Below are 17,195 nucleotides of genomic sequence, written 5' to 3'. Positions count from 1 at the left end.
ATTCACTTCAACAGCTCCCGGCAGACCGGTTTGTCGTGGGGGACGCCGAGCAACTCACAGACAATGCCGCAGATTTCGGTCTGTTTCGGCGCGGCACCGGCGTCGAGGCTGAATGCGTCACCGAGCACGAACAGCGGCACCTCACGTTCTTCCGGCAGCAGGCCGTTGTGGGAGCGGTCGTTGTTCATGCCGTGGTCCGCGGTGACCAGCACCTGGTAGCCGGCATCGAGCCAGCCTTGCAGGTAGTCGGCCAGGATGATGTCGGCCGAGCGGGCGCTGTTGCGGTACTGCGGGGTGTCGAGGCCGTGCTTGTGCCCGGCATCGTCGATGTTCATCGGGTGGATCAACAGGAAGTTCGGCGCATGACGCAGGCGCAGGTTTTCGGCGTCGGCGAACAGGTGCGAATCCGGATAGTGATCGTTCCAGTAGAAATGCCCGTGCTGGATCGGCAGTTGCGGGTCATCGGTGTGACGGTCCCGGGCCGCGACGAAGGGCGAACGGTTGTACAGCTCGCTGACCCAGTGATAGGCCGCCGCAGCAGTGACAAGGCCTGCGTCGGTGGCGTAGTGATAGATGCTGCGCTGGTTGGACAGGCGCGAGACATTGTTATGGACGATGCCGCTGTCGATGGGCGCAACGCCGGTCAGGATGCATTCGTACAGCGGGCGGGACAGGGACGGCAACTCGCACTCCAGTCTGTAGAGTGCGGCGCGTCCGGCGCCGACGTACGCCTGCAGGTGCCCCATGGCGTGGCGGGCAACCTTGTAGTTGAGGCCGTCGAGCACGACAAGGATGACGTTGTGTTTCATAGGGGCGATGACTCCGAAATCAAATCTGATCAGATCGTCGTAGGAGCTGGCGAAGCCTGCGATCTTTGGACCTTGCCTATGAAAAGCAAAATCAAAAGATCGCAGCCTGCGGCAGCTCCTACAGATGCAGCATTACTGCATATTGATGATGACTTCTTCCTGCCACTTCTGAGGAAGGGCCTTGGAGGTCTTTTCCCAGGCGTCCGCGTCCTTGATCGGCGTAACCTTCTTGTACTGCTCGTTAGGCAGCAGCTTGGCCTGCACCTCGGCTGGCAGGGTCAGGTGGTCGGCGCGGATCGGCCGAGCGTTGCCCTTGGCCAGGTTGATCTGGCCCGCGTCGCTGAAGATGTATTCGCGGGTCAGCTTGGCGGCGTTCGGGTTTTTCGCGTACTTGTTGATGATGGTGGTGTAGCCGGAGATCACCGAGCCGTCGGACGGGATCAGCACCACGTAGTCATCTGGATTGGCCATCTTGGCCTTGTAGCTCAGGCCGTTGAAGTCCCAGACCACGCCGACTTCGATTTCGCCTTTTTCCATGGCACCAATGACCGGGTTGGACATCGACAGGCGACCCTGCTTGGCGATGTCGGCGAACAGATCCAGGGCAGGCTTGAGGTTTTTCTCGTCGCCACCATTGGCCAGAGCCGCGGCCAGTACGCCGTTCGCAGCCTGGGCAGCAGTGCTCACGTCGCCGATGGAAACCTTGTACTTGCCGGTCTTGAGGTCAGCCCACTTGGTCGGCACTTCGGAACCGTGCAGCAACTTCTTGTTGACGATGAAAGCGATGGTGCCGGTGTAAGCCAGTGCCCAGTTGCCGTCCTTGTCCTTAGCCCAGGCTGGAATCTGATCCCAGGTCGAAGGCTTGTAAGGCTGGACCACGCCTTGCTTGACCGCGATCGGGCCGAACGCTGCACCGACGTCGCCGATGTCGGCGCTGGCGTTGTCTTTTTCCGCGGCGAACTTGGCGATTTCCTGGGCCGAGCTCATGTCGGTGTCGATGTGCTTGAGGCCGTACTTGTCGCTCAGGTCTTTCCAGGTGCCGGCCCAGTTGGCCCAGTCATTGGGCATGCCGACGCTGTTGACGGCGCCTTCCGCTTTTGCGGCGGCTTCGAGGGTTTTCAAATCGGTGTCGGCCGCCATGGCGGCGGTGCACATAGCGATGGTCGAGCCTAACAGTGATGCCAGGAAAAGCTTTTTCATTCCGAAGCTCCTTGGGTCGTGTTCTACGCTGCGATTGCGGTTGTGTTGGTCTAGGTCAGCAATACCTGAGCCAATTTAAGGGGACTGGATGACACTTTGATGTCGTTCGTCGCCCGGAATGTCTTTTTGTTCAGCGGTATCGCGACTGGCCTGCTAAGCGTAGACCATGGTCAAGGCCCCGGAGGGAAAGGGGCTTGGCCGATGAATTGCAGGTTGTTGAGGCCAGAGAATGGCGACCGTTGGGCGGCTTTGTCACATCTTGGTCATCTGCGCTGCCTACGCTTGCAGGACTATTGAATGAGCCGGTTTACGCTGTGGTTCAGCCCTGAAATGGTGCTGGTCTAGTCCAGAAAGGAAACGTTGATGCGTGAAGAGGCAACAAAAGCGGTAACAGCCATCGGCCAGGTGCTTCAGGAGCAGATCGACCATGGACTGTTGACCCCGGGCAGCAAATTGCCGGCCGAGCGCAAGCTCAGTGAATTGTTCGGTACCACGCGGATCACTTTGCGTGAAGCGTTGTTGCAGTTGGAGTCACAGGGGCAGATTTATCGCGAGGAGCGTCGCGGCTGGTTCGTCTCGCCGCCGCGCCTGGCCTACAACCTCATGCAGCGCAGCCACTTTCACGCGATGGTCAGCGCCCAGGGGCGGGTGCCGTCCACCGAGGTGATTTCGGCGCGATTGCAACCGGCATCGGCGGCGGTGTGTGCCTGGCTGCAATTGCCGGCGCTGTCGAGCGTGATTCAGATCTGCCGCGCACGGCGGATCGACGGGCGACTGGTGCTGTATGTGGAGCACTATCTGAACCCGCGGTACTTTCCCGGGATCCTCGATTTCGATTTGAATCAGTCGATCACCGAGTTGTATGCGCGGCATTACGATTTGCACTACGGACGGGTGCGCTTCGAGATTGTGCCCACGGCGTTGTCGGTGGATGCGGCGGCAGCGTTAAAGGTGTCAACAGGCAGCCCGGGCTTGCGGATTGCCCGGGTCAACTATGACCAGCATGAGCGGCTGATCGATTGTGATCTGGAGTTCTGGCGGCATGATGCGATTCATGTCGGGGTGGATGTTGTCTGACGCTGCCTTTGTAGGAGCTGCCGCAGGCTGCATCCTTTAAAGGCCAAAATCAAAAGATCGCAGCCTGCGGCAGCTCCTACTCCTGCGGGCCACCACCGGCGGTAATCACCTGAATGCTCATCCGCGGTGTCGCCAGATCCAGTCCGGCTTCATCCATGTGTCGCTTGAGTGACAGGTTGAACGCTCGCGACACTTCCCACTGCTTGATCGGCGCAGTCTTGAACCGGGCGCGCAGGATGGCGTTGCCCGACTCGAAGCTTTCCACCCCCTGGAACTCCAGCGGCGACCAGATATTGCGTCGTTGTAGCGGATCGGTGCGCATTTTCTGGCCGACTTCGCGCATCAGTTTGATGGCGTTGTCGATGTCCATGTTGGCCGGCACCGCTACCCGGAAGATGGCGTAGCCGAATTCACGGGAGTAGTTCTTGATGCTTTTGATTTCACTGAACGGAATGGTGTGGACGATGCCGTCGATGTCCCGCAGGCGCACGGTGCGGATGGTCAGCCCTTCGACCGTACCGAGGTGGCCGCCGACATCCACGTAGTCGTCGATGGCCAGGGAGTCTTCGATGATGATGAACAACCCGGTAATCAGGTCGGCTACCAGCGACTGCGCACCAAAACCGATGGCCAGGCCGATCACGCCGGCACCGGCCAGCAGGGGGGTGACGTTCATGCCCATGTTCGCCAGGGCGACAATCAGCGCGATGATAAAAATCGCTATGAACAGCACATTGCGGATCAGCGGCATCATCGTCTGCGCGCGGGCATTGGCCAGGCCTTTGCGCGAGCGGGTCAGCGCGTGATGCACCGCGGTATCGCTGAGAATCCAGATCAGCCAGGCGAACAGCAATGTGCCGGCGAGGCTGAACAGTTTGACACTGACTTCGTGGCCGTCGCCTTCGGTAAAGCGGATCAATGACATGCCCCAGACCCGCAGGCCAAGTTCGATAAAGGCCAGCCACACCAACAGGTGAACAATGGTGTAGAAGAAGTTTTTCAGCCGTTCCGAATACACCGCGTAGCGCCGGATACCGCGTTGGGGTTTGAGGCCTTGGCGGCGTACCAGGCCGTTGATGACCATGCACAACACCAGCAAGACGGTGCAGATCAGCGACTGGCGCAGGGCGGTGCTGGTGTCGCCGGCGGAAATGAACGTCGCGAACAGGGAGATTGCCACCAGTACCAGTGCCGGTACGTACCAGAAGGTGCCAAGAATCGACAGGGTGTCGTTGAGCGCACGGCGGGTCAGGCGCCGGGACAGCGGCTGGTTGCGGATCAGGTGGGCGATCGGCCGGCGGAAGCGCAGGATGAAGCGCCCCGTGGAAAGCGCGGCCAGGACATTGGCAACAGTCGCGGCAGTATGGGCCAGATGGCTGCCGAGGCTGGCGACCAGCTGCGGATCGCTCAGGGCTTCGCCAAATGCGGCGAAGCTGCCGATCAGCCACAGCGGCCGAAACGCCTGGTGCCGCAGTATGTACAGGGCGCGGTGGCGGTGTGGGCCATCGAGCAGGGAAAAGGCAATCACGCAGATGGCCGAGAAGCAGGTGCCGACCACCAGTGCATAGGCCAGCACCATCGCCAGGCTCTTGCCCAGGGACGAGGGCAGGGCGTAGCTCATGTAGACCGTGATCACCAGGGCAATCAGCCATGGCCCGAGTTTGCGCAGGGCAAAACGCAGCATGTCCAGGGCCCGGGGGTGCTGTGGCAGTTCTTCGGTCAGGCCGAAACGCATCCGCACGCGGTGGCTGATCCAGATCAGCGCGGCGGCCAGCAGGCTCCAGACCATCAGGATCATGGCGAAGGCGAACAGCATGGGCAGCCATTCATTGGCCGGCAGCGCCAGCGCCGCCAGTTCTTCCCTGGCCTGATCGAGCTCACTGGACCAGCGCGTGAGCGGACTGTCGTCGCCGGTAAATTTCTTCTCGATAGTGGTCAGGGTTCCGCCAATCAGGCCCAGCACGCCTTCTTCGGTAATCGGCTGGGCCTGTTTGGTGGTGTCGCGGAGCTTTTTCAGGTCGGCCAGCAGCTTGCTGCGTTGCTGGTCGTTTTCCAGCGACTTGATCACTTCGTCCAGGGATTGCCCCAGCGGTTCCTGTGCTTCGGGCTGGGCCTTGGCCTGGTTGGTGAGCAGGCCCGGCAGGCCGGCGGCCTGGGCAGGCGCCACTGACAGCAGTGTCATCAGGCAGACAAGGAAAAAACAAGGGAGGGCAAAAAGACGAGCGAACACTAGGCGGTCAACCTCGCAGGGAGCGGATCGACCGAGTGTACGAGCCCGTCAAAATCAATGCGAGCCAGGGACGATGAATTATTCGTTGAGTTTGGCGAGGATCTTGATCACCACGGTCGCGAGAATGGTCAGCATGCCGATCCACATGGCAAACACGCCGGCATTTTTATCGCGAAAGTTGAAACCGACGGCCAGCAGGAGCATCCCGGCAAGAATCGGAATCAGCATGGCGTGGAAGGTAGACATCGAAATCATGGAGACAGCCTTGTCGTAGGGATACTTGAAGTCTAGGCCGCTTTTGATGCGGCTGGTGTGATGTGTGTAGGAGCTGCCGAAGGCTGCGATCCTTTGATCTTCGGCGACAATCATGGCGTCAAAATCAGAATCAAAAGATCGCAGCCTGCGGCAGCTCCTACCGGCGTTACGGCAATTCGCGGCAGGCGTAGAACGCGCTCAGCACCTTGACCAGATGCGCCAGGTCATGGCTGCCGCACAGCTCGCGGATCGAGTGCATGGCGAACGTCGGCAGGCCGATGTCCACGGTGCGCACGCCCAGGTGGCTGGCGGTGATCGGGCCGATGGTCGAACCACAGCCCATGTCGCTGCGCACCACGAAGCTCTGCACCGGCACTTCTTCAGCCATGCACAGGTGGCGGAAGAACCCGGCGGTTTCGCTGTTGGTGGCGTAGCGCTGGTTGCTGTTGACCTTGATCACCGGGCCGGCGTTGAGTTTCGGGCCGTGGTTGGCATCGTGCTTGTCGGCGTAGTTCGGATGCACGCCGTGGGCGTTGTCAGCCGAAACCAGCAGGGATTTCTGGATGGTGCGTACGAATTCATCACCTTCAGGCAACAGGCGTCGCAAGGTTTGCTCAAGCATCGGGCCGTCGGCACCACAGGCCGAGCAGGAACCGACTTCTTCGTGGTCGTTGCAAACCAGCACGCAGGTTTCGTCGGTGTCGGTCGTCAGCAGCGCTTGCAGGCCGGCGTAGCACGACAGCAGGTTGTCCAGACGCGCGCCGGCGATGAAATCGCCATGCAGGCCAATGACCGCCGCGCTTTGGGTGTCGTAGAAACTCAGCTCGTAATCGAGCACCACGTCGGCATTCAGGCCGTGTTCGCGGGCGAGCTGGTCGGTGAGTACTGCGCGGAAGTCCACGCGCTCGTCACCGGCAAATTGCGCGAGGATCGGCGGCAGTTCGGTCTGGGCGTTGATGGCCCAGCCCATGTTGGCTTCACGATTGAGGTGAATCGCCAGGTTCGGAATGATCGCGACCGGTGCCTTGAAGTCGATCAACTGGCTTTCGACCTTGCCATCTCGACGGAAGGTTACGCGCCCCGCCAGGGACAGGTCACGGTCGAACCACGGCGCCAGCAGCGCGCCGCCATAGACTTCGACGCCCAGTTGCCAGAAGCCCTGGCGTTGCAGCTCCGGTTGCGGCTTGACGCGCAGGCACGGGCTGTCGGTGTGGGCACCGACCAGGCGAATGCCACCGTGCAGCGGTGAATGACGGCCCATCTTGATCGCGACAATCGAAGAGTCGTTGCGGGTGACGTAGTAGCGACCGTTGGCTTCGGTATTCCAGGGCTCACGCTCGTCGAGGCGTTGATAGCCCGCCGCTTCCAGACGCTGGACAAGGCTGGCGGTGGCATGGAACGGGGTAGGGGAGGCCTTGAGGAAATCGATCAGGCCTTGGTTCAACTCTTCGCGCATAAAGTAGCTCCAGACAGCAGTGGCGCCAGTTTAACGTATTGGCCATGGAATTGGCGGTGGGCTGATGTTGGAGTGGATAGCGAAGATGAATGTGAAGGAGCACCCTGTGGGAGCGGGCTTGCTCCCACATTTTCAGAATGGTGCCGGGCACTCGAAGCGCAGGCGCTCGCCACTTTGCGGGTGGGTGAAGCTGAGCATGCTCGCGTGCAGGCACAATCGCGGCCAGGCCGCCAGCGCCTGCTCGTGGGCATAGAGCCCGTCACCCAGCAACGGATGGCCAATCGAGAGCATGTGCACGCGCAACTGGTGGGAACGGCCGGTGATCGGTGTCAGCTCGACGCGGCACCAGTCGCCGCAACGCTCGAGCACGCGCCAGAAAGTCAGCGCATGTTTGCCAAACTCATGGTCGACCACATGCCGAGGCTTTGTCGGCGGGTCGTAGCGCAACGGCAGGTCGATGCTGCCGCTGTCCAGTTCCGGCTGACCCCAGCACAGGGCGGTGTAGGCCTTTTCGGTTTCGCGGTCGTGAAATTGCCGGGACAGTTCGCGATGGGTATCCGGGTCGCGGGCCAGCAGGATGATGCCGGACGTCTCCCAGTCCAGCCGGTGGACGATTCGCGCTTCCGGGTAGCCGTTTTCCTGCAGGCGGGTAATCAGGCAGTCCTTGTTGTCATCGGCCCGGCCAGGGACAGAGAGCAACAGGGTCGGCTTGTTCACCACCAGTACGGCGGCATCCTGATGGATGATGTGGATATTGGACAACGGCATTAAAACAGCCTCGTAACAAACGCCAACGGCGGCTCAGGTCCCTTCCGGTTGCAGAAGGGGCCTGAGCCGCCGTGGCTCCTGGCGGATCGACTCAGCGATCTGGCAGGGTGATATTGAGTTCCAGAATCGAGCAGCTGCCCTGGCTTTCCAGTGCGACATGCACGTCATCGGACCCGATATTGACGTACTTGCGGATCACCTCGACCAGTTCCTTCTGCAAGGCTGGCAGGTAGTCCGGGGTACTGCGTTGGCCGCGTTCGTGCGCCACGATGATCTGTAGACGCTCTTTCGCTACCGACGCGGTGCTTTGCTTTTTGTTGGCACGAAAGAAGTCAAAAAGGTTCATTGCTTAGTTGCCTCCAAACAGGCGCTCGAAGAATCCCTTCTTCTGTACATCAAGGAATCGATGATCCACGGTCTTGCCCAGCAGGCGGTCAACGGTATCGCTGTAGGCCTGGCCGGCATCGCTCTGGTCGTCGAGAATCACCGGAACACCCTGGTTGGATGCCTTGAGCACCGCCTGGGATTCAGGGATCACGCCGAGCAGGGTCACCGAAAGGATCTCCTTGACGTCTTCTACGCCGAGCATTTCGCCTTTGCTCACACGTTCCGGGTGATAACGGGTAATCAGCAGGTGTTCCTTGATCGGGTCTTCGCCACGCTCGGCGCGACGGGACTTGCTGGCCAGCAGGCCAAGCATGCGGTCGGAGTCACGTACCGAGGAGACTTCCGGGTTGGTCACGACGATCGCTTCATCGGCGAAGTACATGGCCAGGTGGGCGCCTTTCTCGATGCCCGCCGGGGAGTCGCAGACCACGAACTCAAAGTCTTCCTTGAGTTGCATCAGGACTTTTTCCACGCCTTCGACGGTCAGCGCGTCTTTGTCGCGGGTCTGGCTGGCGGCCAGCACGTAGAGGTTTTCCAGGCGCTTGTCTTTGATCAGGGCCTGTTGCAGATTGGCTTCGCCGTTGACCACGTTGACGAAGTCATACACCACGCGACGCTCGCAACCCATGATCAGGTCGAGGTTACGCAGGCCCACGTCGAAGTCGACGATCACTGTTTTGTGGCCGCGCAGAGCGAGGCCGGTACCGATAGCGGCGCTGGTGGTGGTCTTACCCACACCACCCTTGCCGGATGTAACCACGAGAATCTTGGCCAAGGTGTTTCACCCCTAAGGAAGAAGGACTTTTCAGTCCCTGAAAAACATCTCCTGAAAAACTACTGCAGTCGGACAGCCTTGGCTGGAATCCGGTTTTGAGCGGCGTTTACCCCCGGTAAACACTGCTTTCGGCCTTTTTCCTACTTCGTTTGAGCCGTTTTCGCTACGTTTTAGAGATGCTTGGAAAATGCGGCAGTATCCGTTAAAGCCGAATGATGTTCAACACGTCGCCGGACAGGCTGACCTGCACACCCGAACCCCATAGAGGGTCGCGGCGCAGATCTTCGGAAACCTTGTAATGCCCGGCGATGGAAATCAGTTCAGCACTCATTTGCTGACAGAAAATCCGCGCCTTGGTGTCGCCCTTGACGCCGGCCAACACGCGACCACGCATCGGGCCGTATACATGGATGTTGCCATCGGCGAGAAGTTCCGCCCCCGGGCTCACCGAGGAGATCACCACCAGATCGCTGCCCTGGGCATAAATCTGCTGGCCACCACGTACTGGCGAGGTGATGATTTTCGTCGGCTTGATGGTCGGCTCGGGCGGTTTTTCCGGTTTTTTCTTCGGTTCGCCTTCGGTCAGGTCCAGTGGACGCTCCCGGGCGCCGGACGGTGGCAGCACCGGCAGGTCGACCGCGATGGCGGCGGCAATGTCTTCGATACGGCTGGCACGGATCGCCAGGGTACGCAGGCCATGCTGGCGGCAGACGCGCATCAGCCCTGGCAGATCGACCGCGCCTTCGTTGGCCGGGAGTTTGTCCAGGGCCAGTACCAGCGGCGCGTTGCTGAAGAAGTTCGGCGCCAGGGCGACCTTGGCGGCCAGTTGCCGATCAAGGCTTTCGAGGTCGTTACGGGCCAGCTCCAGCACCGTAATGGCCAGCATGCTGCCCTTCAACTGGAACACGGGATCTTGGTCTAGCGGTTCGGTTTGGCTCATGGTCGGCATACAACGACTTGTCACTAAAAGTGCCGAGACTTATAACGAGAACGCCCGCGGGCCGCAAGCCGGGTCGAACGATGTAGAATGCGCGGCCATTGTCATTCCGGAAGCATTAATGGACCGCCCGCGTTTTCGAAAAGCATTTCTATCTCCACGTTTCTGGCCGTTGTGGTGTGGCCTGGGGCTGTTGTGGCTGATCGTCCAGCTGCCGTATCCGGCACTGCTGTGGATCGGTCGTGTCCTGGGTGCCTTGATGTATCGGGTCGCCGGCGACAGACGGCGCATTGCCAAGCGCAACCTGGAACTGTGTTTTCCTGAAAAGACCGCCGCCGAACGCAAACGCCTGCTCAAGGAAAACTTCGCCTCCACCGGCATCGCTTTCTTTGAGATGGCGATGAGCTGGTGGTGGTCGCGCAAGCGCCTGGCGAGTCTCGCTCATATCGAAGGGCTGGAGCATTTGCAGCAGGCCCAGCGCGAAGGCAAGGGCGTGATCCTGATGGCCCTGCACTTCACGACGCTGGAAATCGGCGCGGCGTTGCTCGGTCAGCAGCACACCATCGACGGCATGTACCGCGAGCACAAGAATCCGCTGTTCGACTACATCCAGCGCCAGGGCCGCGAGCGGCACAACCTCGATTCGCTGGCGGTGGAACGCGAAGACGTGCGCGGCATGCTCAAGTTGCTGCGCTCGGGCCGGGCGATCTGGTACGCACCGGATCAGGACTACGGCGCCAAGCAAAGCATCTTCGTGCCGCTGTTCGGTATTCAGGCCGCGACCGTCACCGCCACGAGCAAGTTTGCGCGGCTGGGCAAGGCGCTGGTGGTGCCGTTCACCCAGGAGCGTCTGGCGGACGGCAGCGGTTATCACCTGGTGATCCATGCGCCGCTCGAAGGCTTCCCCGGCGAAACCGAAGAAGAGGATTGCCTGCGCATCAACCAATGGATCGAAAGCGTTCTGCGAGAGCATCCCGAGCAATACCTGTGGGCCCACCGCCGCTTCAAGAGCCGTCCACCGGGCGAGGCGAAGTTGTACGCCAAGCGCGGTTGAGTAACCGTTTTCCCAAGCACCATGGAGTGTTGCGATGAGTCCAGTTGAGCCGGTAACAGGGTTGATTCTTTCCGGTGGCGGGGCTCGGGCGGCCTATCAGGTCGGGGTGCTGGCGGCGATTGCCGAATTGCTGCCACCGGGGGCCCGCAATCCGTTTCCGGTGATTGTCGGCACCTCGGCGGGCGCGATCAACGCCGTCAGCCTCGCCAGCGGGGCAATGGACTTTCGTAACGCCATCGAACGCCTGACGGCCTTCTGGCAGGGCTTTCGCAGTCATCTGGTGTTGCGCAGCGACTGGCCCGGGGTGATCCGCCAGGCCAGTCGCTTTGTCAGCCACAGTTTGCTCGGTATTGGTGCCCAGGTGCCGGTGGCGCTGCTCAACAGTTCTCCGTTGCGCGATCTGCTCAACGACAAGCTGCATATGGGTGGCATCGCCGAAGCGATCGCGCAGAAGCAATTGCATGCGGTGGCGGTCACAGCTTTCGGCTATGAGTCCGGCCAGGCAGTCACCTTCTATGAGGGCGGCGGCAAGATCGATGCCTGGTTGCGCCATCGACGCATCGGCATTCCCACGCGGTTGTCCGTTGAACACCTGCTCGCCAGTTCGGCTATTCCGCTGCTGTTCGCCCCGGTGAAAATCGACGAAGAGTATTTCGGTGATGGCGCGGTGCGTCAGTCGGCGCCGATCAGTCCGGCGCTGCATCTGGGCGCCAGTCGGGTGCTGGTGGTGGGCGTCAGTGGCAACCCCCGCGGAGTGGACCCGCAACAACCCTTGTTGCGTAGCTACACCGGTCAGCAGCCGACCCTGGCGCAGATCGGCGGGCACATGCTCAACAGTACGTTCATTGACAGCCTGGAAAGCGATATCGAGCTGTTGCAGCGCCTGAACCAGTTCAGTCACCTGATGCCCGACGGCACGCCGACCCGTGCATTGGGCGTGGCACCGGTGGACGTATTGGTGATTTCACCGAGTCAGCCGATCGACGAGATTGCCGCGCGCCATCGCCAGGAATTGCCGGCGGCATTGCGCCTGTTTCTGCGCGGGCCGGGTGCGACCAAGACCAGCGGGGCGGGGGTGCTGAGTTACCTGCTGTTCGAGGCGGGGTATTGCAGCGAGTTGATCGAACTGGGGCGACGGGATGCGTTGGCCAAGCGCGGGGAATTGTGCCGGTTTCTGGGGTTGGAAGAGCCCGTGCTTTCGGTTTGAGACTTGTAGTAAGGCTTTCGTGAGCAGGCTCGCTCCCACGGGGATTTTCGTCGTATACAAAGTTTGTGTTCGACAAGGTTCCACTGTGAGCGAGCCTGCTCGCGAAGCTTCTTAAATCAGAAGTGAACCTTGACCAGGAAACTGGTCACACTCTGATCAGTCTTGAAGCCCTGGCTGTCTTCAATCCCGTACTTGTTTTTCCAGTAGTCATACTCGACACCGACGTACAGCTGCTTGGCACCCAGATTCAGCGCCTTGCCCAGGTCGTATTTGACCTGCGGGTTGAAGTGCAGGTTGGCGTGGTACTCGCCTTTGCTGTTGACGTCGTTGTCGACCACCCAATCCATGAAGCCGTCGATCAGCACGTCCGAGCCACCCACCGGAATGGTGTAGGACCAGACCGGCGAGACCTGCCAGATGTTGTCGCCCGGGCGGTCGCCTTCAGTGTGGCGGTTGTAGAAGTTCAGCTGGAAGTAATCGAAGCCCGGGATGGCCAGGTCGAAACCAGGGCCGATCAGGTAGGACTCGGTATCGTCTTCACCGAACTCGTAGGTCATGGCCAGCAGCACGTCCTTGATCGGGCCGAATTCGAACTTCTGGTCGAAGATTTTGTTGAACGACAGGCGCGGGCTGAGTTCGCCGTAATGGGTGTTCTCGCCCGCGAAGTGGTCTTCCTTGCCGTTGTAGAAGATTTTGTCGATGAAGAAGAAGTTGTCGCCGTACTTCCAGCCATCGGCGTGTTCGAAGGTCACCGTCTGCTGGATGCGCGGGTTGACCTGGAAGTCTTTGCCATAGAGGTAGGTCAGGCTGTTGGTCTGCCACTGCAGCAAATCGCCGGCCATGGCCTGGCCCCCGGCCAGCATCGATCCCGCCAGCATCAGGCTAGTGCACGTACGTTTCATTCGGTTGCTCCCAAAAAGTAGGTGGTTCCACGTTATTTTTTTAAGGTCGGCGCTCTGGTGTGGCGCCTTTTTCTGTAGCGGTAAAAAATCATCCATTCGGTCAGCTTTGATGCTGTTAGCAAGAGCTGGGCCAAGGCTTTCAGAAAGCAAAAAAACTCCCGCTCGGCGGCTCAAGAGCGGTCGATTGAGAGGGGTTTTGGAGTGCCTTGGTGCCTGCCAGAGCCGGGATAAGTTGGCTTTTTGGTCAGGTTTTAAATCCGGGCTTTTTTTTAAACCGGATTCGGGCGGCCGCGGAGAATACTGACTCCTCGGCCAGGTCTCAAGTGCTCCGCAACGGCGCACCGACGACAGGCTTGGGGCACGGTTGCGGGGCAGCATCAGAAATGCACCTTCACCAGCAGGCTGGTGGTGTTTTCGTTGGTGTCGAAGTTGGAGCTGTTTTCGATGCCGTACTTGTCTTTCCAGTAGCTGTATTCGACGCCGACGTATACCTGTTTTTCCCGCCAGCCCATGGCCTTGCCCAGGTCGTACTTGATTTGCGGGTTGAAGTGCAGGTTGGCGTGATAAGTGCCGTGCGAGTTCTGGTCGTTATCTACGACCCAGTCCATGTAGCCGTCGATCAGCAGGTTCGAGTTGCCCAATGGAAGGGTGTAGGACCAGGCCGGCGTGATCTGCCAGACGTCATCGCCGGGGCGCGAGCCTTCGGTCTGGCGGTAATAAAAGTTCAAGGTGAAGAAGTTGAAGCCTGGAACCGCGAGGTCGAAACCGGGCCCGATCAGGTAGGCCTCGGTGTCGTCTTCGCCGTTCTCGTAGGTCATGGCCAGCAACACGTCCTTGATCGGGCCGAATTCGAAACGGCGGTCGAGGATCTTGCCGAAAGACAGGCGCGGACTGAGCTCGCCGTAATAGGCATGAACGCCTTTGTTTCGGTCCTGCTCGCCGTTGTAGTAGGTGCTGTCGATGAACATGAAGTTGTCGCCGTATTTCCAGCGGTCGGCGTGCTCGAAAGTTATCGTCTGCTGGATGCGCGGGTTGACCACGAAATCCTTGCCATACAGGTAGCTCAGGCTGTTGGTCTGCCACAGCAGTAGATCGCCGGCCATGGCCTGGCTCGCGGCCAGCAGGCCAGCGCTCAACAGCAGGTTGGTTTGTGTCCGAATCATCTGTTGCTCCCTCTTGTTTTTATTTTTGAGGCGCAGGTTGTGGCCAGGGGGCTGGCCACAGGCAGGCCCCCTTGGTTATCCGTCAGATCAATGGGTGTGAGCGTGGCAGTCGTTGATGGCCGCGCGTTCGGCGCCACCAAGGATGTTGAATAGCAAGTTCAGCGTCAGCGCGCTGAGGGTGGCCATGGCGATGCCGCTGTGGGTGATCGGGCTCATCCACACGGGCAGGTGGGCGAAAAACTCCGGGCGTACAACCGGGATCAGCCCCATGCCGATGCTCACCGCCACCAGCAGTTGGTTGCGGCGGTCACCGATGTCGGCTTCCTGGAGAATCTTGATCCCGGTGGCGGCGACCATGCCGAACATCGCAATTGCTGCGCCGCCCAGTACTGCCGGAGGAATCGACGCCACCAAAAACGCGGCTTTGGGCAGCAGGCTCAACACGATCAGCAACCCGCCGGCAACGATGGTCACCGAACGGCAGCGCACGCCGGTCATTTGCACCAGGCCGATGTTCTGGGCGAAGGAGGAGTGGGTGAAGGTGTTGAAGAAACCGGCGAAGAACGAGGCGCCGGCATCGCACAGCAAGCCGCGACGCAACATCCGTGGGCAGACTTCCTGGCCGGTGATCTTGCCCAGCGCCAGAAACATCCCGGTGGACTCGACGAAAATGATCACCACCACCAGGCACATGGACAGGATCGGCGCGAGTTCGAATTTCGGCATGCCGAAGTGTAGCGGTGTGACGAATTGCAGCCATGGCGCCTGGGCCATGCCACTGAGGTCAACCATGCCGATCAGGCCGCAGAGCACGTAGCCCAGGCACATGCCGATCAGGACAGAGATGTTGACCCAGAAACCCCGCATGAAGCGATGCACCAACAAAATGGTACCCAGCACCAGTGCGGCGATGGCCAGATAGATCGGTGAACCGAATTGAGCGGCGCTGGCACCGCCGCCGGCCCAGTTCACGGCCACGGGGAACAGCGACAAACCGATCGAGGTGATGACCGTGCCGGTCACCAACGGCGGGAAGAAGCGCACGACCTTGGACATGAACGGGGCGATGAGCATGCCGAAGAACCCGGCGGCGATGGTCGCGCCGAAGATCCCTTGCAGGCCGATACCGGGCATGCCGGCCATGGCGACCATGCTGCCGACGGCGGCGAAGCTGGCGCCCATCATCACCGGCATGCGAATGCCCATGGGGCCGATGCCGAGGGACTGGACGATAGTGGCAATACCCGCCACCAGCAGATCGGCGTTGATCAGGAAGGCGATTTCTTCACGACTCAGGCCAGCGGCCTGTCCGATGATCAGCGGTACCGCGATGGCACCACCGTACATCAGCAGAACATGCTGCAAACCGACCAGGATCAGTTGCAAGAGGGGCAAACGCTGAATGGCGGGTGCGTCGGGGATGCGCGCTGCGGATAGCTCGGACATGCAACACCTCAGATCTTTTTATTCTTGTGATTTACAGCTGCAGTGCTACCGGCAGCTGTATTCGAATCAGGTGGATCTGTGGCGAGGGAGCTTGCTCCCGCTGGGGCGCGAAGCGGCCCCGCTCTTTACCTTAAGAGCAGGGGACTGCTGCGCAGTCCAGCGGGAGCAAGTTCCCTCGCCACAAAAGCCCGCTAGACACAGGCTTTTGTGTTGCTTAGTTGGTCTGGGCTCCCTGCACAATCCAGGCACCGATCAGGTCACGTTCCTGCTGGGTCATCTGCGTGATGTTGCCCAGTGGCATGATCTGGCTGGTGACGGCTTGCGCCTGAATCCGCGGTGCGTTCTGGCGGATTTGCTCGGGAGTGTCCAGCATCACACCGGCCGGGGCCGCGCTGAACAGCGGGCTGGTCGGTTTGGCCGAATGGCAGACCGCGCAACGCTCCTGAATCACGCTGTGCACCTTGTCGAAACCCGGGCCGGCATTGGATGCCTGAGCCGGAGCGGCGGCTGGCGCTTGTGCAGGTTTGGCTTCAGCAGGTTTCAATCCACCGCCCACTGCGGTTTCCGGCAGCGGCTGGTATTCGATTGCAGCGGGTGCCTTGGCCACTTCAGGGGCACTGGACATCGGCTTCGGACCGGTCACATAAGCCAGGCAGATCATGCCCACCGCTGCCACCGGCAGGGTCCAGGCAAACTTGTGGCTGTCGTGACGGGTGTTGAAGTAGTGACGCACCAACACCGCCAGTACCGCGATCCCGGCCAGGATCAACCAGTTGTACTGGCTGCCGTAGGTGCTCGGGAAGTGGTTGCTGATCATGATGAACAGCACCGGCAAGGTGAAGTAGTTGTTGTGGCGCGAACGCAGCAGGCCTTTGGCCGGCAGCGCCGGATCCGGCGTGCGGTTCTCGGCAATCGCCGCTACCAGTGCGCGTTGCGCCGGCATGATGATGCGGAACACGTTGCCGACCATGATGGTGCCGATGATCGCGCCAACGTGCAGGTACGCACCCCGACCGCTGAACACTTTGCTGAAGCCGTAGGCCGCGGCGATGATCAGGACGAACAGGATTCCACCTAGCAGGGCAGGGCGTTTGCCCAGGGCCGAGTCGCACAGGAAGGAGTAGACGAACCAGCCGATGAACAGCGAGCCGATGCCCAACAGTACGCCTTCAGGACCGCTCAGGGAGCTGCCCGGAGCCAGCAGGTAAAGCGTCGGGTTGGAGTAGAACACCACGCACAGCAGCGCGATACCCGACATCCAGGTGAAGTAGGCTTCCCATTTGAACCAGTGCAGGTTGTCCGGCATGGTCGGTGGAGCCAGCTTGTATTTTTCCAGGTGGTAGATACCGCCACCGTGGATTGCCCACAAGTCGCCAGCCAGACCGCTTTTCGGGTTGACCCGGTTGAGGTTGTTTTCCAGCCATACGAAATAGAACGACGCACCGATCCAGGCCACGCCAGTAATCATGTGAACCCAGCGCACGCTCAGGTTCAGCCATTCCAACAGATGTGCTTCCACAGTCTTTACC

At 60.4% G+C, this 17,195-nt stretch carries 16 protein-coding genes; 3 read left to right on the top strand and 13 right to left on the bottom strand.

Annotation, left to right across the window (positions count from 1 at the left end; genetic code table 11):
- Positions 1–2: 2 nt before the first annotated feature.
- Entirely contained in the window at positions 3–809 is an 807-nt protein-coding gene (locus ACM6IT_RS11440) for an alkaline phosphatase family protein (protein WP_414918020.1), read from the bottom strand.
- Between the two features lie 132 nt (positions 810–941).
- Positions 942–2,009 (bottom strand): ABC transporter substrate-binding protein, encoded by a 1,068-nt coding sequence (locus ACM6IT_RS11435; protein WP_056721783.1) that lies wholly within the window; start codon positions 2,007–2,009, stop codon positions 942–944.
- Positions 2,010–2,372: 363 nt separating this feature from the next.
- On the opposite strand from ACM6IT_RS11435, the gene ACM6IT_RS11430 reads away from it, so the two are divergent.
- Positions 2,373–3,086: a UTRA domain-containing protein gene (locus ACM6IT_RS11430; protein ID WP_414913143.1), complete on the top strand. Its 714-nt coding sequence runs from the start codon at positions 2,373–2,375 to the stop codon at positions 3,084–3,086.
- A gap of 76 nt (positions 3,087–3,162) precedes the next feature.
- On the opposite strand, the gene ACM6IT_RS11425 is transcribed toward ACM6IT_RS11430, so the two are convergent.
- From ACM6IT_RS11425 to minC, 7 genes are all read right to left on the bottom strand, one after another.
- On the bottom strand, positions 3,163–5,268 hold the full coding sequence (locus ACM6IT_RS11425) for a mechanosensitive ion channel family protein (RefSeq protein ID WP_263291791.1): 2,106 nt from the start codon (positions 5,266–5,268) through the stop codon (positions 3,163–3,165).
- Between the two features lie 126 nt (positions 5,269–5,394).
- Positions 5,395–5,685, bottom strand: coding sequence for a hypothetical protein (locus ACM6IT_RS11420; protein ID WP_056721789.1), 291 nt, complete (start codon positions 5,683–5,685; stop codon positions 5,395–5,397).
- 52 nt (positions 5,686–5,737) lie between these two features.
- A complete protein-coding gene (locus ACM6IT_RS11415) occupies positions 5,738–7,027 on the bottom strand; it encodes a M18 family aminopeptidase (protein ID WP_223532888.1) in 1,290 nt (429 codons plus the stop codon).
- Positions 7,028–7,159: 132 nt separating this feature from the next.
- Positions 7,160–7,795: an RluA family pseudouridine synthase gene (locus ACM6IT_RS11410; RefSeq protein WP_046037585.1), complete on the bottom strand. Its 636-nt coding sequence runs from the start codon at positions 7,793–7,795 to the stop codon at positions 7,160–7,162.
- Positions 7,796–7,886: 91 nt separating this feature from the next.
- Positions 7,887–8,141: a cell division topological specificity factor MinE gene (gene minE, locus ACM6IT_RS11405; protein WP_007974947.1), complete on the bottom strand. Its 255-nt coding sequence runs from the start codon at positions 8,139–8,141 to the stop codon at positions 7,887–7,889.
- Between the two features lie 3 nt (positions 8,142–8,144).
- Entirely contained in the window at positions 8,145–8,957 is an 813-nt protein-coding gene (gene minD / locus ACM6IT_RS11400; RefSeq protein ID WP_007974946.1) for a septum site-determining protein MinD, read from the bottom strand.
- Positions 8,958–9,159: 202 nt separating this feature from the next.
- Positions 9,160–9,897 carry a septum site-determining protein MinC gene (gene minC, locus ACM6IT_RS11395; protein ID WP_056722299.1) on the bottom strand — a complete coding sequence of 246 codons (738 nt, stop codon included), beginning with the start codon at positions 9,895–9,897 and terminating at the stop codon, positions 9,160–9,162.
- A 118-nt stretch (positions 9,898–10,015) separates the two neighbouring features.
- Here minC and ACM6IT_RS11390 point away from each other — a divergent pair, with 118 nt between their 5' ends.
- Positions 10,016–10,948, top strand: coding sequence for a lipid A biosynthesis lauroyl acyltransferase (locus ACM6IT_RS11390; RefSeq protein WP_414918019.1), 933 nt, complete (start codon positions 10,016–10,018; stop codon positions 10,946–10,948).
- A 34-nt stretch (positions 10,949–10,982) separates the two neighbouring features.
- The gene (locus ACM6IT_RS11385; protein ID WP_056721794.1) at positions 10,983–12,155 is read left to right on the top strand and encodes a patatin-like phospholipase family protein; all 1,173 of its coding nucleotides are present in this window, start codon (positions 10,983–10,985) and stop codon (positions 12,153–12,155) included.
- A gap of 116 nt (positions 12,156–12,271) precedes the next feature.
- On the opposite strand, the gene ACM6IT_RS11380 is transcribed toward ACM6IT_RS11385, so the two are convergent.
- The 4 genes from ACM6IT_RS11380 to ACM6IT_RS11365 form a co-directional block, all read right to left on the bottom strand.
- A complete protein-coding gene (locus ACM6IT_RS11380; RefSeq protein WP_056721796.1) occupies positions 12,272–13,057 on the bottom strand; it encodes an outer membrane protein OmpK in 786 nt (261 codons plus the stop codon).
- A gap of 377 nt (positions 13,058–13,434) precedes the next feature.
- On the bottom strand, positions 13,435–14,220 hold the full coding sequence (locus ACM6IT_RS11375) for a DUF5020 family protein (RefSeq protein WP_056721798.1): 786 nt from the start codon (positions 14,218–14,220) through the stop codon (positions 13,435–13,437).
- Between the two features lie 87 nt (positions 14,221–14,307).
- Positions 14,308–15,666: a nucleobase:cation symporter-2 family protein gene (locus ACM6IT_RS11370; protein ID WP_414913145.1), complete on the bottom strand. Its 1,359-nt coding sequence runs from the start codon at positions 15,664–15,666 to the stop codon at positions 14,308–14,310.
- Positions 15,667–15,880: 214 nt separating this feature from the next.
- The gene (locus ACM6IT_RS11365; RefSeq protein WP_414918018.1) at positions 15,881–17,185 is read right to left on the bottom strand and encodes a urate hydroxylase PuuD; all 1,305 of its coding nucleotides are present in this window, start codon (positions 17,183–17,185) and stop codon (positions 15,881–15,883) included.
- Positions 17,186–17,195 lie beyond the last annotated feature (10 nt).

Origin of the sequence: Pseudomonas sp. IT-P4, assembly GCF_949767755.1 — a bacterium.
Taxonomy (GTDB): domain Bacteria; phylum Pseudomonadota; class Gammaproteobacteria; order Pseudomonadales; family Pseudomonadaceae; genus Aquipseudomonas; species Aquipseudomonas monachiensis.
This window is presented reverse-complemented; position numbering and strand designations above follow the sequence as displayed.

Bases quoted from the DNA above. Each gene is read 5' to 3' on its own strand.
- ACM6IT_RS11420 (WP_056721789.1), bottom strand. From the start codon at position 5,685: ATGATTGTCGCCGAAGATCAAAGGATCGCAGCCTTCGGCAGCTCCTAC.
- ACM6IT_RS11435 (WP_056721783.1), bottom strand. From the start codon at position 2,009: ATGAAAAAGCTTTTCCTGGCATCACTGTTAGGCTCGACCATCGCTATG.
- ACM6IT_RS11385 (WP_056721794.1), top strand. From the start codon at position 10,983: ATGAGTCCAGTTGAGCCGGTAACAGGGTTGATTCTTTCCGGTGGCGGG.
- ACM6IT_RS11380 (WP_056721796.1), bottom strand. From the start codon at position 13,057: ATGAAACGTACGTGCACTAGCCTGATGCTGGCGGGATCGATGCTGGCC.
- minC (WP_056722299.1), bottom strand. From the start codon at position 9,897: ATGAGCCAAACCGAACCGCTAGACCAAGATCCCGTGTTCCAGTTGAAG.
- ACM6IT_RS11425 (WP_263291791.1), bottom strand. From the start codon at position 5,268: ATGACACTGCTGTCAGTGGCGCCTGCCCAGGCCGCCGGCCTGCCGGGC.
- ACM6IT_RS11440 (WP_414918020.1), bottom strand. From the start codon at position 809: ATGAAACACAACGTCATCCTTGTCGTGCTCGACGGCCTCAACTACAAG.
- ACM6IT_RS11390 (WP_414918019.1), top strand. From the start codon at position 10,016: ATGGACCGCCCGCGTTTTCGAAAAGCATTTCTATCTCCACGTTTCTGG.
- ACM6IT_RS11370 (WP_414913145.1), bottom strand. From the start codon at position 15,666: ATGTCCGAGCTATCCGCAGCGCGCATCCCCGACGCACCCGCCATTCAG.
- ACM6IT_RS11415 (WP_223532888.1), bottom strand. From the start codon at position 7,027: ATGCGCGAAGAGTTGAACCAAGGCCTGATCGATTTCCTCAAGGCCTCC.
- ACM6IT_RS11430 (WP_414913143.1), top strand. From the start codon at position 2,373: ATGCGTGAAGAGGCAACAAAAGCGGTAACAGCCATCGGCCAGGTGCTT.
- ACM6IT_RS11410 (WP_046037585.1), bottom strand. From the start codon at position 7,795: ATGCCGTTGTCCAATATCCACATCATCCATCAGGATGCCGCCGTACTG.
- ACM6IT_RS11375 (WP_056721798.1), bottom strand. From the start codon at position 14,220: ATGATTCGGACACAAACCAACCTGCTGTTGAGCGCTGGCCTGCTGGCC.
- minE (WP_007974947.1), bottom strand. From the start codon at position 8,141: ATGAACCTTTTTGACTTCTTTCGTGCCAACAAAAAGCAAAGCACCGCG.